Genomic DNA, 24,319 nt, shown 5'->3' with positions numbered 1-24,319 from the left:
TAAAGTCACGTGGTACTGATAAACAGTCGCTAACGGCTGTCATGAAAGGAAGTTATCCAATGGCTTACGAGTTTAAATTACCAGAGCTTGGTGAAGGCCTTGAAGAAGGCGAAATTGCATCATGGCTCGTAAAACCTGGCGATGAAATCAAGGAAGACGATTCTCTTGTTGAAATTCAAAACGATAAATCAGTTGAAGAATTACCATCACCAGTAAGTGGTAAAATTATTGATATTTTAATTCCTGAAGGTGAAACGGCTAAAATCGGTGACGTGCTCGTGACGATCGATGATGGTTCCGGAGAAAACGCCGCACCGGCTGCAGCTCCAACCGCCGCTGAACCAACTGCGCAATCGGCTGCGTCAACTCCAGCAACGCCGGCGCCTGCTACGGGTGCACCGGTAACGCCAAGTGATCCTAACAAGCGAATTTTAGCAATGCCGTCTGTACGGCAGTATGCGCGTGATAAAGATATTGATATCAGTTTAGTGACTCCAACCGGGGCCCATGGTCAAATTACGAAGCATGATATTGATAGCTACACGGGTTCACCAATGGCGACTGGCGCACCAGCACCAAAGGCTGCCACGGCAGCAACGCCAGCACCTGCTGAAGCTGCACCGGCACCAACACCAGTTAAACCATACGTTTCAGATACGCCGGAGCTAGAAACCCGCGAAAAGATGACCCCTATTCGGAAGGCCATTTCTAAAGCGATGGTTAATAGCAAGCATACGGCGCCACACGTCACGTTATTCGATGAAGTCGAAGTTAGTGCGTTGATGGCACACCGTAAGAAGTACAAACAAGTGGCTGCTGAACGGGACATTCATTTGACGTTCTTACCATACATTGTTAAAGCGTTAGTTGCGGTCTTACAACAATTCCCAGAATTTAACGCTTCCATTGATGGTTCAACAAATGAAATCGTCTACAAACACTACTTTAACGTTGGGGTCGCAACGGACACTGACCGTGGCTTGTTAGTTCCAGTTATTAAGCACGCTGAAGGTAAGGGGCTATTTGCTATTGCCAAGGAAATTACTGACAATACGCAAAAAGCTTACGACGGTAAGTTAAAAGCCAACGAAATGAGCGGCGCTTCGATGACCATCAGTAATATTGGGTCAATCGGTGGTGGCTGGTTTACGCCAGTAATCAACCAACCAGAAGTTGCCATTCTCGGTGTTGGTCGGATTGGTAAAGAACCATACGTCAACGAAAATGATGAAATTGTCGTTGGCAAGATGCAGAAATTATCCTTGAGTTTTGACCACCGTTTAATTGATGGTGCAACGGCTCAAAAGGCAATGAACTTGCTGAAACAATTACTACACGATCCAGAATTACTTTTGATGGAAGGATGATGTCAGAATGGTTGTAGGAGATTTTGCGGAAGAACGCGACACGATGATTATCGGCGCGGGCCCTGGGGGTTACGTGGCAGCCATTCGTGCGGCGGAACTCGGCCAAAAGGTGACCATCGTTGAAAAAGAATACATCGGCGGGGTATGTTTAAACGTCGGCTGTATCCCATCAAAAGCATTGATTAGTGCGGGTCACCGGCTACAAGAAACAAAAGATAGTAAAATTTTTGGGATTAAAAACATCCAAGACCCCGTCCTTGATTTTAAAGTGACTCAGGACTGGAAGGATCACCAAGTCGTCGACCGGTTAACTGGTGGCGTTGAGATGCTGCTTAAAAAACACAAGGTCGAAATTGTTCGTGGTGAAGCGTACATGCATGATAACCATACGCTACGAGTAATGAACGGCGACCATACGGGGCAAACTTATAAGTTTAAACATCTGATTATTGCAACTGGGTCACGGCCAGTGGAAATTCCTGGCTTTAAATTCAAGGGCCGGGTGGTTGATTCCACTGGTGGCTTGAATTTACCAGAAGTTCCGAAAGAATTAGTCGTGATTGGTGGGGGCTACATTGGCTCCGAATTAGCTGGTGCCTACGCTAACTTGGGTGCCCACGTCACCATCTTAGAAGGAACACCGCAAATTTTGCCAAACTTTGAAAAAGATATGGTCAAGCTTGTCTTGAGCAGCTTTAAGAAGAAGGGCGTTACGGTTATCACCAATGCCATGGCAAAGAACTCTGAACAAGACGACAGTGGCGTTACTGTGACCTATGCTGTGGATGGCAAAGAGAGCTCGATCCATGCCGATTACGTGATGGTGACGGTCGGGCGGCGGCCAAACACGGATGACATGGGGATGGAATACACCGACGTGAAGTTAACGGACCGTGGCTTGATCGAAGTTGATCAGCAGGGTCGCACGGCGGCTCAAGACATCTTTGCCATTGGTGACATTGTTGCCGGTCCCGCTTTGGCCCATAAAGCCTTTGCAGAAGGTAAAGTTGCGGCTGGTGCAATTAGTGGCAAGAAGACGGCAAACGACTACGTGTCAGTTCCAGCCGTATGTTTCACGGATCCAGAATTGGCAACGGTCGGTATGACCAAAGCTGAAGCGGAAAAAGCGGGCTTGAAAGTTATCGCTTCGAAGTTCCCATTTGCTGGGAACGGTCGGGCGATCTCCTTGAACTCGATGGACGGTTTCTTCCGCTTAGTCACGACTAAGGACGAAGGTACGATTGTTGGGGCCCAAATTGCTGGTCCTGGCGCGAGTGACTTGATTTCTGAATTAAGTGTTGCGGTCAATGGCGGCATGAACGTGGAAGATTTAGCGTTGACGATTCATCCACATCCAACGTTGGGTGAAGTTATCCAAGAAGCAGCTGATGTTGCTATGGGATACCCAACTCACATTTAAAGATACCGATATCCGGTAATAAAAGTTTGAGACGCAGGTGGTCTCAAGCTTTTATTTTACATAGCACTAATAACGGAAACTGAATAGAATAGCTTCAGACAGCGTGGTGGTCAACGACAAATTTAGGCCCAGTTATCGTTGATGTCCTGACATGCTTTAGTTAGTAACTTAACAAAGAATATTGGGGTTAGACTTAGGACGAAGATGGTTAAAATGGAAAGCGGGACTAGTAAAGAATTTGACGCTGAATGTTACAAAAGAGTAAACTTTTTATTAACGTTTACTTGTATTCGTTGACATATTAGGTACAATTATTAGCGAAAGTTGGGAGGATTAACATGAACAATACTGTTATTATTCGTGGCTTATTCGAATTCGTACAACAATTAATATTGATCGCAATGGCGAAAGATTTGCCTTTAAAATTAGTCGTCGCTACTGATAGCGATGAAGTTTCTCGTTACCAAGGGTTAGTGACCGCTAGTCTGACGTGCCGGCAATTTACGCTGGCCGCTGAAGCCAAGCCAGACTATTCACAAGCGGACTGCCTCATAATCGGCAACTTAGTCCCGTTAGCAACTGATCGGGATGCAGAGGGTGATCTGCGGGCGACCTTGCCACTGTTTCGGACGTTTGTGAACGCCGCAATGGGCGCTGGATTTAATGGAAAATTGATTTTAACTGGTTCAAACGACGCTGTTTTAAGCGTTTTAGCGGCTCGTTTCAGCGGTGTCGATCATCAGAAAGTCCTAGGACTTGGGACGCTAGCTCAAAGTCGGCTGTTGGAACAAGGCTTACGGCGCCAATTAAACGTAGGGGCAAACGATGTCCACGCGTTTGTCGTGGGGACGGCACAAGCCCACCTGATCTCATGGAGTCGGTCGTACATTGGCCCAGCCCCGGTGATGACTTATTTGGCTAACCAGGATACGAGTTTCGGGATGGAAGAGATGACGGCGGCCGCGGAGCAAATTGATGCGCCAGCAATCGTTACCAATCCAACGTTGAGTGTGTTAGCATTAGTACAGGTCTTAAATGCTTTTTACAATCAGGCACCGTTTATCGGTACCGTTACTAACGTCCAAGAGAGTGCCACGCATCAATTAGTGGGGCTGTCTTCACCAGTGTTGATCAGTGCTAACGGCATCAAGCGGTTAGCAAACTTGGTGTTATCGGACGAGGAACAAAAAGAATATGCTGAGATTGCGGCTCAGGTTCGTGATGAACTTGACCGGGTCGAAGCCGGGGAGTTTGAACAGGATGACGATCAGAAATGATAATTACCAATACCCGCTCAATGAAACGTGGACAACTGATGAAATCGTTACGGTAACAACGCTGTATCAATGCGTTGAAACGGCTAATGAGGAAAGTCTGCCGACCGCGGAGTTATTAGCCGCTTACCGCGAATTTAAGACGGTCGTGCCAGCCAAGTCGGAAGAAAAACAGTTAGGGCGTGCGTTTGAAGCGGCGTCTGGATACAGTATCTACCGGACGATTCAGGCTGCACAAGCAACTAATAAACAGCGATTCTCGTACCGAAGTTAGGTGACCAACGTGGAAAAAGCACAATTGGAAAAATTAAATCAATCGATGCAGCACGTCATGCACGTGGCGCGCACCCATGTTTTAAGCAAAATGGGTGTCCAGCTAACGGTGGCGGAAAAAACGAGCCGGCGGGACTTAGTCACTAACGTGGATCATAGTAACGAAGACTTTCTCGTACAGCAAATTCGGCAGTTAGACGCCGATGCGCATATTTTGGCTGAAGAGGGTCGGGGTGACCAGGTTGAAACGATGCGTGGTCACGTCTGGATTGTGGACCCGATCGACGGGACGATGAATTTTGTACACCAACGAAATCACTTTGCCATGATGGTGGGGTACTACGTTGATGGGCAACCAACGTTAGGTTATATTTACGACGTGATGGCCGACAAGTTGTACGCTGGTGGTCCAGAAGTCGGGGTAACGTTAAATGGACAACCATTGGCGGCACCGGCGGATTTGGATTTAGCTGACGGGTTATTTGGTGCGAGTGCGCCGTTACTGATCAATGATCGGTTTAACATGCAAACGGTGATCGCGACTAGTTTAGGTGCCCGGATTTTAGGTAGCGCCGGGGTTCAAATTGGACAGGTGCTTGCTGGTGAGCTGGTTGGTTACTTGTCCTACTTGCGTCCGTGGGATTTTGCGGCCGGCCGCGTATTGGCTGAAAGTTTAGGCCTCGTTATGACGCAAGTTGACGGCACGCCCGTAAATATGTTATCATCTGGTGCTGTACTAGTAGCGACTAAGCGCGCACAACGCGCCGTCTTGGCAATCGTCAAGTAAAATGATGGGACTGTGACCCATACGTCACAGTTTTTTTATGCCACCGGATGAAAACCAGTGAAAACGTCGTTACGAGCTTATTAAGCTGACCCTTGTAACTTGATAGTAACGACGGTTTGTATTAATATATGTAAGATTTCTGCTGTCTGAAGATAGTAAGAATTTTGAAGGATGAAAGGAAGATCAATTTTGAAATTTAGAGATGATATCCGCAACATTGCCATTATTGCCCACGTTGACCACGGTAAAACGACGTTGGTTAACGAAATGCTTAAACAATCGGATACCCTTGACGAACACACGACGATTGGTGATCGGGCCATGGACACTAATGCCATTGAAAAGGAACGCGGTATCACGATCCTTTCAAAGAACACGGCTGTTCGCTATGGCGACAAGCAAATTAACATTTTGGATACCCCAGGACATGCTGACTTCGGTGGTGAAGTTGAACGTATCATGCGCATGGTTGACGGTGTTTTGTTAGTTGTTGATGCTTTTGAAGGAACAATGCCTCAAACACGGTTCGTTTTAAAGAAAGCTTTGGAACAACATTTAACCCCAATCGTCGTTATCAACAAAATCGACCGTCCGGGTGCCCGTCCTGAAGAAGTTGTGGACGAAGTCTTAGACCTCTTCATCGAATTAGGCGCCGACGAATCACAATTGGACTTCCCAGTGGTTTACGTTTCAGCTTTAAATGGGACTTCAAGCTACGAATCAGATCCTGCTAAGCAGGAACACACGATGAAGCCAATCTTTGACACCATCGTTAAGACGATTCCAGCACCAATTGATAACTCTGACGAACCTTTACAATTCCAAGTAGCCTTATTAGACTACAACGACTATGTTGGTCGTGTTGGGATTGGCCGGGTTTTCCGTGGCGCTATCAAAGTTGGGGACAGTGTTTCGGTTATGAAGCTTGACGGTAGCGTTAAGAACTTCCGGGTGACTAAGTTATTCGGGTTCTTCGGGTTACAACGTCTTGAAATCGACGAAGCACGCGCCGGTGACTTGGTTGCCGTTTCTGGGATGGAAGACATCAACGTTGGTGAAACCGTTGCAGATTCTGCTAACCAAGAAGCTTTGCCAATCTTACGGATTGACGAACCAACTTTACAAATGACTTTCGGAACTAACTCCTCACCATTTGCTGGTAAGGAAGGGAAGTTTGTGACAGCCCGTCAATTGGAATTGCGTTTGAAGTCTGAACTTGAAACCGATGTTTCACTCCGTGTTGACGACACTGACGAACCCGGTTCATGGGTCGTTTCTGGTCGTGGGGAATTGCATTTGTCAATCTTAATCGAAACGTTACGGCGTGAAGGTTATGAATTACAAGCATCTCGTCCAGAAGTTATCTACCGTGACGTGGATGGCCAACGCTGCGAACCATTTGAATCTGTTCAAATTGATACGCCAGACGAATACACTGGTTCAATCATTGATACCTTAGCTAAGCGTAAGGCTGAAATGAAGAACATGGAAAGCACTGGTAACAACCAGACGCGTTTGACGTTCTTAGCACCTTCACGTGGTTTGATCGGTTATTCAACTGAATTCTTATCATTAACGCGTGGATATGGGATCATGAACCATACCTTCTCTAAGTATTTACCAGTTATCAAGAACTGGAACCCTGGTCGTCGTAACGGTGCCTTAGTTTCAATCAACCAAGGTAAAACTACCACTTACGCAACGATGGGTATCGAAGAACGTGGGACGATCTTTGTCGACCCAGGTACTGACGTATACGAAGGGATGATCGTCGGCCAAAACAGTCGTGAAAACGACATTTCGGTTAACATCACCAAGGGTAAGAACATGACCAACGTTCGTTCTTCTAACAAGGACTTGACTGCAACAATCAAGACTCCTACGCATTTGACGTTGGAAGAATCCTTAGAATTCTTGAACAGTGACGAATTCTGTGAAATTACGCCAGATCACGTTCGTTTACGGAAACGTATCTTGAACACGAGCTCACGTGAAAAAGAATCTAAGAAACGTAAGATGAACAAGTAAGACTAATTAATTATCTTAACAACGAGTGCGTCATTGCACTTGAAAAAGGCCTTCAGAAAGTAAAATTTCTGAAGGCCTTTTTTTGTGGTCGCTTTAGGCCCGAAACGAATGTAAAGGGATGTGTTAACGGATTAGGTTGGATCATACAGTGAGTAAAGCGCGCAATGGGTGTTCTAGTCGGGACCGGTAATGGGGTGGTTATTGCACCTAAGTGAGCCAAAAAAAGGGTCAAATTCCCGGTTTCGCATGCTGTGTTAAAAGGGACTATGCTATAATTACTCCAAGTGAACTGTAGGCGCTGTCTTGACGAAACAGCGTCGAATTTAACAACTTAATAGGGTGGGATTTTAGCTCATGATGAAAAAGTTACACTATTTGGACTATGGCTTATTTATCCCGTATCTAATTTTATGTGGAATTGGGATTGTGATGGTCTACTCGTCGAGTTCGTTTGTTGCCACCCAGAATGGGACGACACCAACCGGATATTTGTTTAAGCAGCTGATCTGGGTTGTGATTGGGTTGGTCGTCACTTTTACCTGCATGAACCTAAAGATTGAGTTTTTCAAACAGACGAAACTTTTAGGAACGTTAGGGTTTGCAATGTTAGCCGTTCTAGTCATTTTGCGATTAATTGGGAAATCAATCAACGGGGCCGCTGGCTGGATTGTTTTAGGACCAGTATCGATTCAGCCAGCCGAGTTCTGTAAGTTTTACCTGATTATTTACCTGGCTGCTATTATTGCACAACGGGAAGCTCATTTTGGCGTTGCACGGTTCAGTGAATTGGGTTCGCAATTTATGATGTTGTTTGCGATGATTTTTTTAATTTTCATCCAACCTGATTTAGGTGGTGCAACGATCAACTTAGCCATTGCGGCGGTGATCCTATTTGCTAGCGGAATTTCATTTTACGTGGGTATTGGGGCCTTTGCCGGGGTGATTGCGGTGTTTGAGTTGGTATTAGTCCCGCTCGTTAGCAAGTTGCCCCAGAGTGCGTTTGCGAACTCTTACCAGTTACGGCGATTTGTCGGGTTCCTCAACCCCTTTGAAACGGCTTCTGGTGCCGGGACGCAATTGGTTAATTCCTATTACGCAATCTCTAACGGCGGGTTGCTGGGTGTCGGAATCGGGAACAGTCTGCAAAAACGTGGCTATTTACCCGAACCGAATACCGACTTCATTATGTCGATCACGGCAGAAGAACTCGGACTGTTAGGTGTCATTTTCGTGATGATATTACTGGCAGTAATGATCGGCCGGATGATTTTTATTGGCGTCCGTTCTGACAACACGTTCAATTCGTTAGTATGTTACGGGGTGGCCGCTTATATGACCATCCAAGCATTTATCAATGTCGGTGGAATTATCGGACTGATTCCAATTACCGGGGTCACGTTCCCGTTTATTAGTTATGGTGGTTCCAGCATGGTAGTGTTGACCCTCTCCCTTGGGTTGGTGTTAAACATTAGCGCACTTGAGAAGATGAAGCGGGCCAACACTGTTCGGCAAGCTGGTTAAGACGATATAATTTGGAAATGAGGGGATTTTGGTGAAGAAAGTATTAATTGCTAACCGTGGTGAAATTGCGACCCGGGTCATCCGGGCTTGTCATGAACTTGGCTTGCAGACCGTTGCAATTTACGCCAAAGAAGATGAATTTTCAGTTCACCGTTTTAAAGCCGATGAAGCCTACCTAGTAGGCGAAGGCGACGCGCCAATTGCGGCTTACTTGGATATTGAAGACATCATTCGGATTGCCAAGGAAAATCACGTTGACGCGATTCATCCGGGCTACGGTTTTCTATCTGAAAACGCAACGTTTGCACGGCGGGTTGCGGAAGAAGGCATGATCTTTATCGGCCCAACACCGGAACAACTAGAGATGTTTGGCGATAAAATCACTGCGAAGAAAGTTGCGCAGGACGCGGGTGTTCAAACGATTCCAAGTACGTTACATCCCGTTACTAGCCTGAACGAAGCCTTACAATTTACTCAAAAATACGGTTTTCCAATTATGATTAAAGCCGCCATGGGTGGTGGTGGTCGCGGGATGCGGATCGTTCGTGAAGCCTCCGAGTTACAGGAAGCTTTCGACCGTGCGCGTTCTGAGGCGATGCAATCCTTTGGCGATGATGAAATTTACTTAGAAAAATTCGTTGCGCATCCTAAGCATATTGAAGTCCAAATTTTAGGAGATTCCCACGGCAACGTTATGCACTTATTTGAACGGGATTGTTCAGTTCAACGACGGAATCAAAAGGTGATTGAATTTGCCCCAGCGGTCTCATTGCCAATTGAACTTCGGCAAAAAATTTGTAACGCTGCGGTTGATTTGATGAAGAGCGTGCATTACTTAAATGCGGCCACGGTCGAATTTTTAGTTGAAGGCGACCAGTTCTACTTCATGGAAGTTAACCCACGGATTCAAGTTGAACATACCGTTACTGAAATGATTACCGAAATTGATATTGTGCATGCGCAAATTAAGATTGCCCAGGGTGGCGACTTATTTGAAGACTTACACTTACCACACCAAGATGCCTTAACTTACAAGGGCGCGGCCATTCAATGCCGGGTCACGACGGAAGATCCCGCCAATAACTTTATGCCGGACACTGGTCGAATTGAAACTTACCGGTCACCAGGTGGTAACGGTGTACGGTTAGATGCTGGTAATACTTATTCAGGTGCAGTGGTCACACCGTACTTTGATTCACTGCTAGTTAAAGCCTGTGTCGCAGCCCGTAACTTTAAGGCGGCTGCGCACAAGATGCGGCGGGTCCTCGTTGAATTTGACATTCGCGGGGTTAAAACGAACATTCCGTTCATGTTGAACGTGATTGATAACCCAACTTTCCAAGCGGGCGAAGCGAATACCCGCTTTATCGACAGTACACCGTCACTGTTCAAGTTCCCAGACGGGACGCAACAAGAAGATAAAATGTTGAAGTATATCGGGAACGTCACGGTGAATGGGTTTGCCGACGTGGCACAACATTCTAAGAAATATTATCCGGACGTGGCGTTTGAAGATAACTTCAAGCCAATCAGTAAGGATATCGTCACGGCTAAGGACGTTTTGGACAGCAAGGGTGTTAAGGGCTTGCAGAGTTGGTTATTGGCGCAGAAACAAGTGCTATTGACGGATACGACGATGCGGGATGCCCACCAGAGTTTATTTGCGACCCGGATGCGGACTAAGGACATGCTGGCGGTGGCCCAGGCGTCACAAAAGGCCTTGCCACAGCTGTTTTCATATGAGATGTGGGGCGGCGCAACGTTTGACGTGGCTTACCGCTTCCTAAACGAAAACCCGTGGAACCGTCTGAAGAAATTACGGACGGCCATGCCACGAACACTCTTCCAGATGTTGTTCCGTGGAAGTAACGCGGTGGGTTATCAGAACTATCCTGATAACGTGATTCGCGAATTTATTTTGGAAGCCGCTAAGAGTGGAATCGACGTTTTCCGGATCTTTGATAGTTTGAACTGGATTCCACAGATGGAAAAGAGTATTCAAGCCGTTAAGGAAACCGGCAAAGTGGCCGAAGCGACGATTTGCTATACTGGGGACATTATGGACCCTAACCGTGAAAAGTATGACTTAGCTTACTACCGGCAACTCGCGCTCGATTTACAATCAACGGGTGCCGATATGATTGCGATTAAGGATATGGCCGGTGTCTTGAAGCCAGAAGGGGCGTACGAACTGGTCTCAACGTTGAAGGACGCCTTGGACGTGCCGGTTCACCTGCATACCCATGACACTACTGGTAACGGAATCTTCACGTATGCCCGGGCCGTTGAAGCCGGGGTCGACGTGGTCGACGTTGCGACGAGTGCGATGTCTGGAACGACGAGTCAACCGTCAATGAGCTCGCTATACTACGCTTTGGCACATAATGACCGGCAACCAAATGTCAATATTAACAACGTTGAAGAAATTAACCGTTATTGGCAAGGTATTCGGCCTTACTACCAAGACTTCTCTAACGGGATGACGGGTCCTCAGACCGATATCTACCAGACCCAGATGCCTGGTGGCCAATACTCGAACTTACAGCAACAGGCGAAAGCCATGGGGCTGGGCGAGCGCTGGGAAGAAGTCAAGGCAATGTATGCCACCGTTAACGACATGTTTGGCGATATTATCAAGGTAACGCCAAGTTCTAAAGTCGTTGGTGACATGGCGTTGTTTATGATGGAAAACCATTTGACCCCTGAAGACGTTTATGATCATGGCGATAAGTTGGACTTCCCAGATTCAGTGATCAATTTCTTTGCTGGTAACATTGGTCAACCCGTTGGTGGGTTCCCAAAGAAGTTACAAAAGATCATTTTAAAGGACCGGAAACCATTGACGGTCCGTCCAGGAAGTTTAGCAAAGCCAGCTGATTTTGAGGCGGTCAAGCAAGAATTAGCGGCTAAGATTGGCCACGAACCTGAACATCAAGAAGTGTTAAGCTACATTTTGTATCCGAAGGTCTTCTTGGACTACATCAAGCAGCATAAACAGTATGGGCACGTTTCCTTATTGGATACGCCAACCTTCTTCCAAGGGATGCGGCTAGGTGAGACGGTCAACGTTGAATTGGCTCAAGGTAAAGTGATGATTTTGAAGCTTAACCAGATCAGTGATCCTGATGTGGATGGCATTCGGACGTTATACTTCAGTATTAACGGTCAAAATCAAGAAATCACAATCAAGGACAATTCAATTCACCAGACAGCTTCCAGCACGCGGAAAGCTGAACCAACTAACGAAAATGAAGTTGGGGCAACGATGAGTGGTTCCGTATTGAAATTGCTTGTTAAGAAGGGCGACGTTGTCAAGAAGGGACAACCGTTACTTGTGACCGAGGCAATGAAGATGGAAACGACGATCCAAGCACCAGAAAATGGTGTGATCGAACACACTTACGTCAATGCGGGTGACGTCATTCAAACGGATGACTTGTTACTTGAAATTGCACCGAACTAATTAGTACTGAATGAAGAATCGTCACAGATTGTGACGGTTCTTTTTTACAGTCGGAATGCCAAGAGTGATTGATGTGCAATTGGGACGGGATAATTACGTTTTATGGTTATACTCTTAGTTGACGAAATCGCTAATCTAGCCTAACATTTAAACAGCAACTCAAAGTAGAAGAGGTGACCGTTCGATGGAATTTACCATTAAGCCACGCCGCGCATTGATTGTGTACATGCATTCAATGAAACAGGTGCGGCAATTGAAGCGTTTTGGTATCATTCAATACCAATCACGCAAGGGACGCTACGTCGTTTTATACATGGACGAAGCGGAGGTCCCAGCTATTACAGCAAAAATTAATAAGTTAAACTTTGTCCGTAAAGTCGAACCGTCATACCGGCCCGACGTGGCAATGAATTTTGGTGAACGAGTGGACAAGGGCTTCTTTAAGCCGGAATCAAACGCGTTCCCAATCGATGATGAAGATTAAGTTGGTGAAAGAATAATGCGAATCGTAGCAGGAAATTTTGGTGGCCGGCGACTGAAAGCAGTACCGGGAATGCAGACGAGACCGACGACTGATAAGGTCAAAGAGGCGGTCTTTAATATTATTGGCCCGTACTTTGATGGCGGACAGTCGTTAGACTTATTTGCCGGGAGCGGTGGCTTAAGTATCGAAGCCGTTTCACGTGGGATCGACCATGCCGTGTTGATTGACCGTCAATATCAGGCTATTAAAACGATTAAAGATAACATCACGGTGACTAAGGCGGATGAACAGTTTGAAGTGATCAAGGGCGATGCTCAGCGGGTCTTAGACCGATTAGCGACGCAACAAGACCGGTTTGACCTAGTCTTTTTGGATCCACCCTATGCCAAGCAACAAATTGTGAAAGATATCACCCGTTGTGATGAACTGGGTTTGTTGAACAAAGGGTGTCGCGTCGTCTGTGAGACGGATGCAAACGCCCATCTCCCAGAGACGTTGGCTGGGTTTAAACTAATCCGGCGTCAAGATTATGGCATTACCATTATTACCATTTACCAAAAAGTAGAAGCGGAGGCGTAAGCATGGTTACGGCAGTATTCCCAGGAAGCTTTGATCCAGTGACCCGTGGCCATTTAGATTTGATTCAGCGGGCGAGTCGCTTAGTCGATCACTTGATCGTCGCGGTGATGGTCAATACGAGTAAACAACCACTGTTCACCAAGGATGAAAAAGTTGCGATGATTCAAGCCGAAGTGCGTGACTTACCAAACGTCACGGTTCAAGCCGCCGCTGGATTAACCGTTGATTTTATGACCCAAGTTGACGCGACGGTTCTAATCCGGGGCTTACGCAATGAGCAGGATTTTGGTTATGAACGCGATATTGCGTGGATGAATAAATCGCTCAATGACCAAATTGAAACGGTTTGTTTGATTGCACGGCCGCCGTACGCGTATTTCTCTTCTAGTTTGATCAAGGAAATCGCAAAGATGGGGGCCGATATTTCTGAATACGTCCCAACGGCGGTTGCCCAAAAGCTGCACCAACGTTTTAAGGCGTAGCCTATGAGAAAATTTTTTAAGCACTATTGGGGTTGGCTAGTGGCCGGGGTCGTTATTTTAGGACTGTTTTGGATTCCGTTACCCTATTACGTGGAGGGTCCTGGTAGTGCCGATAACTTGAAGGCGTTTGTGACGGTGAAACAGCATCCCGATAAACGGAAGGGTAAGTTCATGCTAACGTCGGTCGGTCTTGCACCAGCACGGCCAATTACGTGGCTCTATGCGCAGCTTAACCCCCACTACGACGTCGTTAGTGACGAAGAAGTGAACGGTGGGCAGGATAGTGCTACTTATGACCGGGTCCAAACTTTTTACATGCAGAGTGCGATTAACGAAGCGATTGCGACTGCGTACGGGGCGGCGCATCAGACTTACCATAAAACTTATCAGGGGATTTACGTCCTAACTGTGCAGTCGAATTCTAAGTTTAAAAACAAGATTAAAGTTGGCGATACCATCACGAAGGTGAATGGAAGGCACTTTACGAATGCGCAGGGGTACCAGCGCTACATTGCGAGTCGTGGTGTGGGCAAAGCTATCACCGTTACGTATCAACACGCGGGCAAGACGAAACGGGCGACGGCACCATTAATTAAGCTGAGTACGCACCGCGCGGGAATTGGGATTGGATTGACCGATAACGTTAAAGTGACGACCAAGATTCCAGTTAAAGTTGACCCGGGCGAAATTGGTGGCCCGTCCGCGGGCTTAATGTTTAGTCTGCAAATTTACCAGCAACTGACCGACCATAATTTACGGCACGGGCAAAAAATTGCTGGGACGGGGACGATCAATCCGGACGGTTTCGTCGGTGAAATTGGTGGGATCGATAAGAAGATTATTGCGGCTAAAAATGCTGGTGCGACCATTTTCTTTGCGCCGTACGTCAAACCAACGAAGGCCATTTTAGCCTTAGAAGAAGATCATCAGACCAACTACCAGATGGCAAAGGCGACGGCTAAAAAGTACGCCCCCGAAATGCGGGTCGTACCGGTAACGTCGTTTAAACAGGCCGTTCATTATTTAGAAACGCACTAAAAGATTGTGACGAGAGTCCAATCTTTTTTTCGTGGATTTAACTTCCGGTTAGCGTAACTAGTAAGTAACAGGGGGGAGTTGCGATGAAGGAAGAGATTTGGCAATGGATCAAGGCACATCCACGGTTAGCGGTGACGGGCATCGTGAGCATCCTATTCGTCATAGGTGGTTGGTGGACGGTCAGCCAGTTGCGCGCACCCGAAGCAGCGTCGCCGGTGGCACTCACGAGTACTAGCAGTAGCCGGTCAGGAATAGCGGCAAAGGAACGGTCCGGGTCTCCTAAAAGCACATTAATGAGCAGTGCTCAGCCCCATTCATCAGGACCGCTATACGTCGATGTGAAGGGAGCGGTTAAGAAGCCCGGGGTTTATCAGGTGCAGGAAACGATGCGGGTGGCCGACGTAATTGCGCTCGCGCAAGGGCTACAACCACAAGCTGACCAGCAACAAGTGAATTTAGCGGCTAAGGTAACGGACCAGCAGGTGATTTATGTTCCGGTCAAAGGTGAATCACACGCGGCATTACCGAACCCGGGGCCAACTGGAGCGGCGTCATCGTCAAGTACGTTACCGTCTAAAGCACACACGACCAGTCAAGCTAGTCAAGGTCCCATTAACATCAACTCAGCTGACGTGACGGCTTTTCAGTCCATTAAGGGGATTGGACAAAAAAAGGCGCAAAAGATCGTTGATTACCGACAAGAACACGGGCCGTTTAAAAGTATTGATGATTTAAAAAACATTTCGGGTTTTGGGGCAAAAACGATTGCAAAGTTTAAGGACCAACTCACCGTCTAGTACCTGACTGCACAATTTGGTATACTACTGTCATTGAAAGTGAGGCAATCAGAATGAAGGATCAACGAATTCCATGGGATCAATATTTCATGATGCAAGCGGTTTTATTATCGACACGAAGTACTTGTGAGCGACTCTCGGTCGGCGCAACGATCGTACGTGACAAACGAATTATTGCGGGCGGATATAATGGTTCCGTTTCCGGGGATGTTCATTGTATTGACGAGGGCTGTTACTTAGTTGATGGACATTGTGTGCGCACGATCCATGCAGAAATGAACGCAATCTTGCAGTGTGCAAAATTTGGTGCGGCCACGGATGGTGCTGAGATTTACGTGACTGATTTTCCATGTTTGCAGTGTACAAAAATGCTACTACAAGCTGGGATTCAAAAGATTCATTACTTACGGAATTATCACAACGACGATTATGCAATGTCACTGATCAAACGAAAGAACGTTGCTTTACAACAAGTTAAATTTGATCAAGCCGACCTCGATAAACTCGGGTTAGATCAGATTTTACTTAGCAACCACTAAGGGTGCGTGCGCCGTTTTTCGCTGCGATTGCGGTTGGCCTGCTGAGTAGTTGGTTAGTTGGTCAGCAATGGGTTGCGGCGGTATTATTAGGGCTCTGGTTGCTTCGAATTGTTTTCCTAAAAGATCGGCGTTGTTTAATACTGACGTTAACTTTGTTGGTTGGTATTGGTGGCTGGTTAGCGTGGCGCAACCAACAATTTGCACAAATCAGTCGGGAACGACCACAAACGGTTACGCTTCAACTGGCCGTGCAACCGGATGCCGTTAATACCCGGGGTAGTCAGTATCAATTAGTAGCCACTTCGGCACGTTACGGGAAACTAATTGTTTATGGCAAGCTAGCGTCTGCGGCCCAGAAATCTCAGTTAGAACAGCTCAATCAGCGAACTAACTGGCAGGTGACGGGAACGTTGTCAGCCGTGGCACCACCAACAAATCCGGGACAGTTCAACGCGCCAAATTATTATCGGGGACAAGGAATTTATCGACAATATACGGTCACCAAGCTGGATAGCGTGACGGCCGCGCCCCGAACTGGACTGATCAGTGTCATCGACAAAATCCACCAGTGGCGCGCTAATTTTGCCCGGGCTTGTCAGCAATTGCCGCCAACGTTACGGTTGTACGCGACGAGTCTGTTGATTGGAATGCGTCCGGCTAATTTTCACACGGCAATGGCCGGCGTCCAACAGTTGGGTTTATTGCACCTATTTAGCCTATCAGGGATGCATGTTATCTTGTTTTTGGGCTTTTTACGGTGGGGGTTGATTCGGTTACGGCTGAGCCTGCCAACCATTGACTGGTGGTTATTAGGCTGGTTACCGGTCTACCTCGTTTTGGGTGGTGGGGCCGACAGCCTACAACGCGCAGTGATAACGGCCGGGTTACCCATTATTTGGCAGCATTTAACGCATCAGCGTCAGGCGGCACTGGTGGGTTGGAGCTGGGCCCTTATCATTGGAATCATCCATAATCCGTTGGTCTTACTGCAGTTGGGTGGTCAGTTGAGCTATGGGCTGGCGCTGCTACTAATGGTTGGACCAACCCAGTCAGTGTGGCGGTTAGCAGGTTGGGTCCAGGTGATCAGCTTGCCCGTGTTATTAGTGGCGACTGCGCAATGGCATTTGTTGACGGTCGTGGTGAACCTACTCGTGGCCCCGTTATTTAGTTGGGTGTTGCTACCGGTTACGATGGTGGGGGCTAGTTTTGGACTGATACTGCCTAGACTAGCCCAGTGGTGTGATGGGCTGCTAGCTGGGTTTCAGCGGTTCATTGACGCAGTCGCCGGTTTGCCTGGATTACTAATTATTGGGCAACCGTCCGCGTTATGGGCGTGGGGACTCGGCTTACTGAGCTTATGGGCCTTACGAACACCCTGCAAGCGTGAATTTACGCGGTTACTAGTGGCCTATGGAAGCTGTATTTTGAGTATTCACTTTCCGCTGCGGGGTGCCGTTCAGTTTATTGATGTTGGTCAGGGCGATTCCATCTTGATTCGGCAGCCGTTTAATCGGAGTGTGAGTCTAATTGATACGGGCGGCCGGTTGAAATTTCCGGTGCCGAGTTGGCAATCGGATGGCACCACTAGCCGACCACGAGTTGAAACGGTTACCGTCAATTACTTGCACCGGTTAGGGATTACGCACCTTGATACGGTTTATTTATCCCATAAGGATGTTGATCATATCGGTGATCTCGGGGCTTTGCTAGCCCTAATGCCCGTCAAGCGAATTGTTGTACCGGCTGGAATGGCAAGGTTACCCAAGTTTCAGCAATTATTGAAGCCAGCTCTTCGACAGCCACAAATTGTGGAAGCGTTGGCGGGGATGCAGTTTAAGGACGGTTTAACTGCGGTCCATCCGTTTCATCCGGGTAAAGCGGAAAACGAAGATTCACTGGTGTTAACGGGCGTTTTTGGGCGACAACGCTTCATGTTCAGCGGCGATTTGGACCGAGCGGGTGAGCGTGCCATCGCAACTCGCTATCCGCAAATGCACGTGGACGTGTTAAAATTGGGACACCACGGTAGTAAAACGGCTTCTGATCCCCAAGCGCTGCAACAATTAGGCGTCAAAATGGGGATTTTGTCGGTTGGCCGGCATAATCGGTATGGGCATCCTAACCAGGAAACGTTGGATACGCTGCGCACGCAACGGATTCAAACCTATTCAACGGCACTCCAAGGGATGATCACGTATCGGTTTGGCGGTGGACAGCCGGGGAGTTGGCAAACATTTTTGAAAGAAGGTAATTTATATCAACGCACAACAAGCCCTGAAAGCAATTTATAAGCGAGATTTAGCGTCCATTTACGTGGTTTTAGGGACTGTAGATTACCTTGCGGATCAATTAAAACAAGCATTGTTACAATTGATCCCTACGGAAGAGCGCACGATGAATGTCGGCAGTTACGATATGGAGACGACACCAGTTGCGGTCGCATTGGACGATGCGATGTCGGCACCGTTCTTTGGTGAACGGCGGCTAGTTTTTGTGAACCATCCGTATTTCTTAACTGGCGAAATGAAGAAAACCAAGGTCGATCACGATTTAGAGTCGTTACAACGTTATTTTGAGCATCCCGAACCAAGTACGATCCTGGTCTTGATGGCGCCGTATGAAAAACTAGACGCGCGTAAGAAACTCGTTAAGACGTTGAAGAAAAACGCTACGATCATTGACGTCAATCAAGTCTCTGAACGGGAAACGCAGGAATACGTTCAAGACGCATTAAAAGCCAAACAAATTTCAATTGATGCGGACGCCTTACAGGAATTGTTTAACCGCACGGATGGACAATTAGGATTGATTATGGGACAGCTCCCCAAACTAATGATTTATGCGGCTCAGTCTCAGCGAATCGAGTTGGCTGCGGTTGAAGCGTTGGTGACCAAATCACTGACGCAAAACGTTTTTGACTTGGTCAACGACGTTTTGCGGTATCAAACGAAGGCTGCGGTGGAGTTGTACCATGAGTTAGTCGCTTCCCAAGAAGCACCGCTAAAAATTAATGCGATTTTACTTGGACAGTTCCGGTTGCTACTGCAAGTGAAAATTTTAGCCCGGGCTGGATATAGTCAGGGGAGTCTGGCCAGTACGTTAAAGGTCCATCCGTACCGGGTTAAGTTAGCCATGCAAACGGTACGGCACTTTGATCAGCCGGCGTTACGGGCCGCTTATTTAGGTTTACTGCAGACGGAAGTCCAAATGAAGACGACGCAGCGAGACCCTGAACTGTTATTTGAACTTTTCATGGTCCAATTCGTCAATGATCGGCGTGCGGTGGTGACACGGTAGCCGAAATTGGGAAAATAACAAAAAAGCAGATTTAGAAGTTTTTTCACTTCTAAATCTGCTTTTTTGTTATTTGAGGATACAAAAAAACTCCGTCGCGATGCTCGGGAGTTAAATGACATTACTTAGCGTAACGTGCGGCCATACGTGACTTGTCACGTGCAGCTTTGTTGCGCTTGATAAGACCCTTGGTAGCAGCCTTGTCAACAGCACTTACAGCGGCGATGTATAAATCATCGACGTTGTCGGCACCGGCAGTTTTAGCATTTTCGAATTTTTTAACAGCAGTCCGCATTGCACTCATTTGTGCAGTGTTCCGGACATTTGCTTTATTGTTTGTTTTCACGCGTTCAATAGCGGATTTGATAATTGGCATCAGATTCACCTCCATCATTTTTTCAACAAATGCTATTATACATAAGCCCCGGCTTGAATGCAACAGTTATGTGTAAAGTAATTTATCTTGATATGCGTTTGGACTTGATTTTTGGGGACTAGTTTGCTAAACTATCTTAAGTGTTCAGCAACCCTTTACTTAGTTTATCGTGCACCACCAACGACTTACTCAGTTTAGGGCAATTATTTGAAAGGTGGTTGATACACATGGCAATTTCACGCGAAAAGAAGACGGAACTTATTAATAAGTTTGGCCGTCACGAAGGCGACACTGGTTCAGTTGAAGTTCAAGTTGCAGTTTTAACTGAAGACATCAACGAATTAAACGAACATTTACGTGTTCACAAGAAGGACTTCCACTCACAACGTGGGTTAATGAAGAAAATCGGTCATCGTCGTAACTTGTTAGCATATCTTCGTAAAGAAGACGTTAACCGTTACCGTGACTTGATCCAAAGTCTTGGTCTTCGTCGTTAATATTGAAATCGAGAGAACTGCCTTCGGGTGGTTCTTTTTTTTGCACTTTTTGACCATTACTAAAAAATTACATAAACTACATCAAGACCAAACAGTTGTTCGCTATACTGAACGAGAATTAAAAGAAAGTTGGGAATAGGAATGCAAATATCTCGTTCATTAACACGGAATTTTCGAATTCTCTGGTTTGGTAGTTTAATTACTGATTTGGGCAATGCGATGACGTTACCCTTCATTGTGCTGTATATTCAAACGCTAGGATCGTTTACCACGGCACAACTAAATGTATTGGGAGCCGCAGCGTTTGCCATCACCTATGCGTGTAAAGCACTGGTCGCACCGTTATGGGGACGGTTGGCGGATCAGAAAGGTCGCAAACTGATGTGTTTACGGGCATCTGGCGTGATGACCTTTACGATTCTTGGTGTGGGACTTGCACCGAACGTCACGACGTTATTAATTCTACGGGCGCTCCAAGGGGCGTTTTCGGGCTATATTAATAACGCTAATGCGCTGATTTCGTTAACGGCACCGCCTGCTAAACGTGGACAACTGCTCAGCAAACTGGTGACTGGTAGTATCAGTGGAACGCTCATGGGACCGTTGCTAGGAAGTGTGCTTGCCAGTACGGTCGGTTATCGGGGCGCCTTTTTTGTGACGAGCGCGCTCATGGGGCTTGTTTTTGTCATGACTTGGATTGGGGTTGAAGAGCGGGTCACCGTGATCAGTCCCGCCGCTTTACCACCATTAGGACCAGTGCTACGCCAACTGGGTGGCCCGTTTTTGACGGCTTTATTTACGTCGCTACTAGTGATCCAGGCAACAACGAACGCCGTGACGCCCTTACTAAGCCTATTTGTCGCACAGTTAGAGCCACAGTCAAAGCTAGTCGTTTTAATGACTGGGATCGTTGCGGCCACACCTGGAATTGCAACGATTCTAATGGCTGGCCGGGTTGGCCGCTTGATAGACCGGCTAGGGGCTGCGCGATGTTTACTGATTTTTTTCAGTTTAGCAATTGTTGATTTAGCCCTGACGAGTTTTGTACATAATGTTGGTCAGCTGATTGCATGTCGTTTAATTTTGGGCGTCGCTGATGCCGCGTTACTACCAGCCATCCAAGTGATTACGGTCGAACGGGTGCCGCGGGAAACCTTTGGCCGGGTCTTTAGTTTGAATCAGTCGGCTCAGGCTTGTGGCAACGTTTTGGGACCGGGCTTAGCAGTTTTAGTGGCCAATGCTTGGGGGTACCAGCCAATTTTCTTAGTTACTGCGGTGTTAGAACTAGTTGCTTTAGGGTTATGGGGGCGTTATTTTTTACGCCACGGAAAGCACAGGTAAGTAACGGAGCGTGCGGAAATGGTTCAACTATTGCTTTATATAAAAATGTGGTAAACTGAGGAGAGTTACTTAATCGGTTCAGGTACGTAGGTACTTGTAAAACTTAATATATAGAGGAGTTTTTAATTCATGAACTTTGAAAACGTTGACTTAATGACTGCCATGGTGACCCCGTTTGATGACCAACAACAATTAGACGACGACCGGCTCAAGAGCTTAGTTGAGCACTTACTCGCACACGGGACTCAGGGATTAATCGTTGGTGGGACCACTGGTGAGGCCCCAACTTTATCTGAAACTGAAAAGTTGGACTTACTTAAAAAGACGGCTAAAATTGTTGCCGGACGGGTGCCAATTGTTGCTGGGACGGGTTCTAACAGTACCGCGGCAACGATTGCATTCACTAAAAGAGTCAGTCAAATTGAAGGCATTAACGCGGCATTAGTCGTTGTGCCTTACTATAACAAGCCTGACCAGGCCGGGATGATTGCCCACTTTACGGCGGTTGCAGATCAAGGTGGCCTTCCAGTGATTATTTATAATATTCCGGGACGGGTCATCGTCAAGATGGAAGTTAAGACCGTTTTAACACTGGCACAAAATCCAAATATCATTGGGATTAAGCAATGTGCTTCGATGGAAGAATTTGGCGCCATTGTTGAAAATGCACCGGCAGACTTTTTAGTTTACACCGGTGAAGATGCACAGAGCTTAGCTGCTAAAGAAATTGGCGGGGCCGGTGTGATCTCCGTGGCCAGTCACTTATACGGTGACGAAATGACGGCAATGTATCAAGCCATTGCCAAGGGTGATATTGCGACCGCGGCTCGTTATCAACGGGACCTGACACCAAAGATGAGCGCACTCTTTAGCGCACCATCACCATCGCCAGTAAAAGCGGCCTTGAACCATCTTGGTCAACCCGTGGGTGATCCACGGTTACCGATCCTACCTTTAAACGCTGAACAAAGTAAACAGTTGTATATGACTTTAAATATTTAATGAATCAAGGTGAAATAATTGAGCTCTAAAATACAAATTACCCCCTTTGGTGGGGTTCGTGAAAATGGCAAAAATATGTATGCCGTGGAAATTGATGATGACATTTACATCTTAGACTGCGGTTTGAAATACCCGGAAAATGAACTATTGGGGATCGATATTGTGATTCCTGACTTCAGTTATTTGCGGGAAAATGCTGACCGGATCGTCGGGGTCTTCTTGACCCATGGCCATGCGGACGCAATTGGGGCGTTACCATACTTCTTAAACGAGTTTAACGTACCCGTTTTTGGCTCGGAATTAACGATTGAATTGGCTAAGATCCAGTTACAAAAGGATCCGAAAGCCAAGAAGTTTAACGACTTCCACATTGTTAATGAAAAGACCGAAATTGATTTTGGTAATGTCACGGCTTCGTTCTTCCGGACAACGCATTCAATTCCTGATTCAATGGGGATCGTCTTACAAACTGATGCGGGTTCAATTGTTTATACGGGTGATTTCAAATTTGACCCGACCGCAGAGGGTGACTATCAGACCGATTTTGCACGTTTAGCCGAAATTGGGTCTAAGCATGTTTTGGCGTTATTAAGTGATTCAGCCAATGCTGAAAACTTTGATCAACCGGTCAGTGAACGTGAAATTGCCTCATACGTGCTTGAAACTTTCAAGTACCATCCAGGGCGGATCATTGTGGCTTCGGTAGCGTCAAACATCTTGCGTATTCAGCAAGTATTAGACGCAGCTGAAAAGGCTGGTCGTAAGGTTGCATTAATGCCAGGTGACGTGGAAAGCATTATTAACACGGCAATTAAGTTAGGCAAGTTACGGATGCCTGAAGACGTCGTGGTTCCACTTAAGTCAATCGACAGTCTTGAACCAAACCAAGTGGTCATTTTACAAACAGGCCGAATGGGTGAACCAATTAAGGCACTGCAACGGATGTCGAACAAGCAAGAGGGCAAAGTTAATATTGAGAAGGGCGACTTAGTCTTTATTACGACGACGCCGTCACATTCAATGGAAACGGTCGTTGCTAAGACTCGGGATATGATTTACCGGGCTGGTGCCGATGTCAAAGCCATTGCGGACGAAATGAACTCGTCAGGTCACGCGACAAAACGTGATTTGCAAATGATGATGAACTTGATGAAGCCGGATTACTTTATTCCAATTCAAGGTGAATACCGCTTATTGGACGCACACGCGGCGTTTGCAAAAGAAGTCGGCATTCCTGAAGACCACATCTTTATTGCTGCTAAGGGTGACCAACTCACGTACGATGGCGACAATATGCATTTGTCTGGTTCAATTGAAGTTGGCGATACCATGATTGATGGGATCGGTGTCGGTGACATTGGGAACATCGTGTTACGGGACCGGAAAATCTTATCTGAAGACGGAATTTTTGTTGCGGTTGTGACAATTGACCGGAAGAAGAAAAAGATTATTTCAACGCCAAAAATCACTTCCCGGGGTTTTGTGTACGTTAAGACGAGCAAAGACCTCATGCAAGAAAGTGCTGAACTGGTTAAAGAAACGGTTCAATCTAACTTGGACAACAAAGAGTTTGATTGGGGCCACTTAAAGCAAGCGGTTCGTGAAAAGTTGAATCACTACTTGTGGGATCAAACCAAGCGCCATCCCGTGATTTTGCCGGTTATCATGGAAGTCAACCAGCATCATCGGCGGCATAAAAAAGCAAAAACAACGGAAACTGAAACCGAAAAACAAGCTTAGTTAAAAGGTCGGGTTAG

At 46.8% G+C, this 24,319-nt stretch carries 21 protein-coding genes; 20 read left to right on the top strand and 1 reads right to left on the bottom strand.

All coding sequences use genetic code 11. The features are described from left to right. Positions 1-59: 59 nt before the first annotated feature. From AAA939_RS04550 to holA, 16 genes are all read left to right on the top strand, one after another. A complete protein-coding gene (locus AAA939_RS04550) occupies positions 60-1,367 on the top strand; it encodes a 2-oxo acid dehydrogenase subunit E2 (RefSeq protein ID WP_338209528.1) in 1,308 nt (435 codons plus the stop codon). 7 nt (positions 1,368-1,374) lie between these two features. Continuing rightward, complete coding sequence (gene lpdA / locus AAA939_RS04545) at positions 1,375-2,787, top strand: dihydrolipoyl dehydrogenase (RefSeq protein ID WP_338209526.1); 1,413 nt, start codon at positions 1,375-1,377, stop codon at positions 2,785-2,787. Positions 2,788-3,125: 338 nt separating this feature from the next. Continuing rightward, positions 3,126-4,064, top strand: coding sequence for a Rossmann-fold NAD(P)-binding domain-containing protein (locus AAA939_RS04540; RefSeq protein ID WP_338209524.1), 939 nt, complete (start codon positions 3,126-3,128; stop codon positions 4,062-4,064). Continuing rightward, positions 4,048-4,335: a UPF0223 family protein gene (locus tag AAA939_RS04535; RefSeq protein WP_338209522.1), complete on the top strand. Its 288-nt coding sequence runs from the start codon at positions 4,048-4,050 to the stop codon at positions 4,333-4,335. Before AAA939_RS04540 ends, AAA939_RS04535 begins: the two co-directional genes overlap by 17 nt. A gap of 45 nt (positions 4,336-4,380) precedes the next feature. Beyond that, positions 4,381-5,121: an inositol monophosphatase family protein gene (locus tag AAA939_RS04530; protein WP_420914924.1), complete on the top strand. Its 741-nt coding sequence runs from the start codon at positions 4,381-4,383 to the stop codon at positions 5,119-5,121. Between the two features lie 189 nt (positions 5,122-5,310). Beyond that, on the top strand, positions 5,311-7,149 hold the full coding sequence (typA, locus tag AAA939_RS04525) for a translational GTPase TypA (RefSeq protein ID WP_338209518.1): 1,839 nt from the start codon (positions 5,311-5,313) through the stop codon (positions 7,147-7,149). 354 nt (positions 7,150-7,503) lie between these two features. Beyond that, on the top strand, positions 7,504-8,670 hold the full coding sequence (locus AAA939_RS04520) for an FtsW/RodA/SpoVE family cell cycle protein (RefSeq protein ID WP_338209517.1): 1,167 nt from the start codon (positions 7,504-7,506) through the stop codon (positions 8,668-8,670). 31 nt (positions 8,671-8,701) lie between these two features. Beyond that, on the top strand, positions 8,702-12,133 hold the full coding sequence (locus AAA939_RS04515) for a pyruvate carboxylase (protein ID WP_338230512.1): 3,432 nt from the start codon (positions 8,702-8,704) through the stop codon (positions 12,131-12,133). 184 nt (positions 12,134-12,317) lie between these two features. Then, the gene (locus AAA939_RS04510; RefSeq protein ID WP_338209512.1) at positions 12,318-12,617 is read left to right on the top strand and encodes a YlbG family protein; all 300 of its coding nucleotides are present in this window, start codon (positions 12,318-12,320) and stop codon (positions 12,615-12,617) included. A 15-nt stretch (positions 12,618-12,632) separates the two neighbouring features. Further along, positions 12,633-13,196, top strand: a complete 564-nt coding sequence (gene rsmD / locus AAA939_RS04505) for a 16S rRNA (guanine(966)-N(2))-methyltransferase RsmD (protein WP_338209510.1) — start codon at positions 12,633-12,635, stop codon at positions 13,194-13,196. A gap of 2 nt (positions 13,197-13,198) precedes the next feature. Then, positions 13,199-13,678 carry a pantetheine-phosphate adenylyltransferase gene (gene coaD, locus AAA939_RS04500; protein ID WP_338209508.1) on the top strand — a complete coding sequence of 160 codons (480 nt, stop codon included), beginning with the start codon at positions 13,199-13,201 and terminating at the stop codon, positions 13,676-13,678. Between the two features lie 3 nt (positions 13,679-13,681). Beyond that, entirely contained in the window at positions 13,682-14,716 is a 1,035-nt protein-coding gene (locus AAA939_RS04495) for a SepM family pheromone-processing serine protease (protein WP_338209506.1), read from the top strand. An 83-nt stretch (positions 14,717-14,799) separates the two neighbouring features. After that, on the top strand, positions 14,800-15,513 hold the full coding sequence (locus AAA939_RS04490; RefSeq protein WP_338209504.1) for a helix-hairpin-helix domain-containing protein: 714 nt from the start codon (positions 14,800-14,802) through the stop codon (positions 15,511-15,513). 53 nt (positions 15,514-15,566) lie between these two features. Further along, positions 15,567-16,052 (top strand): ComE operon protein 2, encoded by a 486-nt coding sequence (locus AAA939_RS04485; RefSeq protein ID WP_338209502.1) that lies wholly within the window; start codon positions 15,567-15,569, stop codon positions 16,050-16,052. Between the two features lie 2 nt (positions 16,053-16,054). Then, a complete protein-coding gene (locus AAA939_RS04480; RefSeq protein ID WP_338209500.1) occupies positions 16,055-18,343 on the top strand; it encodes a DNA internalization-related competence protein ComEC/Rec2 in 2,289 nt (762 codons plus the stop codon). Further along, positions 18,309-19,349 (top strand): DNA polymerase III subunit delta, encoded by a 1,041-nt coding sequence (holA, locus tag AAA939_RS04475; RefSeq protein ID WP_338209544.1) that lies wholly within the window; start codon positions 18,309-18,311, stop codon positions 19,347-19,349. Before AAA939_RS04480 ends, holA begins: the two co-directional genes overlap by 35 nt. Positions 19,350-19,467: 118 nt before the next feature. On the opposite strand, the gene rpsT is transcribed toward holA, so the two are convergent. After that, positions 19,468-19,722: a 30S ribosomal protein S20 gene (rpsT, locus tag AAA939_RS04470; RefSeq protein WP_057707440.1), complete on the bottom strand. Its 255-nt coding sequence runs from the start codon at positions 19,720-19,722 to the stop codon at positions 19,468-19,470. Positions 19,723-19,949: 227 nt separating this feature from the next. Between rpsT and rpsO the strand changes: the two genes are divergently transcribed. The 4 genes from rpsO to AAA939_RS04450 all read left to right on the top strand — a co-directional run bounded on the left by rpsO (position 19,950) and on the right by AAA939_RS04450 (position 24,302). Continuing rightward, entirely contained in the window at positions 19,950-20,219 is a 270-nt protein-coding gene (gene rpsO / locus AAA939_RS04465) for a 30S ribosomal protein S15 (protein ID WP_057707441.1), read from the top strand. Positions 20,220-20,360: 141 nt separating this feature from the next. Continuing rightward, positions 20,361-21,560 carry an MFS transporter gene (locus AAA939_RS04460; protein WP_338209498.1) on the top strand — a complete coding sequence of 400 codons (1,200 nt, stop codon included), beginning with the start codon at positions 20,361-20,363 and terminating at the stop codon, positions 21,558-21,560. A 129-nt stretch (positions 21,561-21,689) separates the two neighbouring features. Further along, complete coding sequence (gene dapA, locus AAA939_RS04455; protein ID WP_338209497.1) at positions 21,690-22,562, top strand: 4-hydroxy-tetrahydrodipicolinate synthase; 873 nt, start codon at positions 21,690-21,692, stop codon at positions 22,560-22,562. An 18-nt stretch (positions 22,563-22,580) separates the two neighbouring features. After that, positions 22,581-24,302 carry a ribonuclease J gene (locus AAA939_RS04450; RefSeq protein ID WP_338209495.1) on the top strand — a complete coding sequence of 574 codons (1,722 nt, stop codon included), beginning with the start codon at positions 22,581-22,583 and terminating at the stop codon, positions 24,300-24,302. The last annotated feature ends 17 nt before the right edge of the window (positions 24,303-24,319 follow it).

Origin of the sequence: Lactiplantibacillus paraxiangfangensis, assembly GCF_036246185.1 — a bacterium.
In the GTDB taxonomy this organism is placed as follows: Bacteria; Bacillota; Bacilli; order Lactobacillales; family Lactobacillaceae; genus Lactiplantibacillus; species Lactiplantibacillus paraxiangfangensis.
The sequence above is the reverse complement of the archived record's forward strand: the minus strand, read 5'-3'. Positions and strand labels throughout refer to the sequence as shown.

Bases quoted from the DNA above. Each gene is read 5' to 3' on its own strand.
- rpsT (WP_057707440.1), bottom strand. From the start codon at position 19,722: ATGCCAATTATCAAATCCGCTATTGAACGCGTGAAAACAAACAATAAA.
- AAA939_RS04520 (WP_338209517.1), top strand. From the start codon at position 7,504: ATGATGAAAAAGTTACACTATTTGGACTATGGCTTATTTATCCCGTAT.
- AAA939_RS04490 (WP_338209504.1), top strand. From the start codon at position 14,800: ATGAAGGAAGAGATTTGGCAATGGATCAAGGCACATCCACGGTTAGCG.
- AAA939_RS04510 (WP_338209512.1), top strand. From the start codon at position 12,318: ATGGAATTTACCATTAAGCCACGCCGCGCATTGATTGTGTACATGCAT.
- dapA (WP_338209497.1), top strand. From the start codon at position 21,690: ATGAACTTTGAAAACGTTGACTTAATGACTGCCATGGTGACCCCGTTT.
- rsmD (WP_338209510.1), top strand. From the start codon at position 12,633: ATGCGAATCGTAGCAGGAAATTTTGGTGGCCGGCGACTGAAAGCAGTA.
- AAA939_RS04530 (WP_420914924.1), top strand. From the start codon at position 4,381: ATGCAGCACGTCATGCACGTGGCGCGCACCCATGTTTTAAGCAAAATG.
- AAA939_RS04535 (WP_338209522.1), top strand. From the start codon at position 4,048: ATGACGATCAGAAATGATAATTACCAATACCCGCTCAATGAAACGTGG.
- AAA939_RS04495 (WP_338209506.1), top strand. From the start codon at position 13,682: ATGAGAAAATTTTTTAAGCACTATTGGGGTTGGCTAGTGGCCGGGGTC.
- AAA939_RS04540 (WP_338209524.1), top strand. From the start codon at position 3,126: ATGAACAATACTGTTATTATTCGTGGCTTATTCGAATTCGTACAACAA.
- coaD (WP_338209508.1), top strand. From the start codon at position 13,199: ATGGTTACGGCAGTATTCCCAGGAAGCTTTGATCCAGTGACCCGTGGC.
- lpdA (WP_338209526.1), top strand. From the start codon at position 1,375: ATGGTTGTAGGAGATTTTGCGGAAGAACGCGACACGATGATTATCGGC.
- AAA939_RS04460 (WP_338209498.1), top strand. From the start codon at position 20,361: ATGCAAATATCTCGTTCATTAACACGGAATTTTCGAATTCTCTGGTTT.
- AAA939_RS04550 (WP_338209528.1), top strand. From the start codon at position 60: ATGGCTTACGAGTTTAAATTACCAGAGCTTGGTGAAGGCCTTGAAGAA.
- AAA939_RS04485 (WP_338209502.1), top strand. From the start codon at position 15,567: ATGAAGGATCAACGAATTCCATGGGATCAATATTTCATGATGCAAGCG.
- rpsO (WP_057707441.1), top strand. From the start codon at position 19,950: ATGGCAATTTCACGCGAAAAGAAGACGGAACTTATTAATAAGTTTGGC.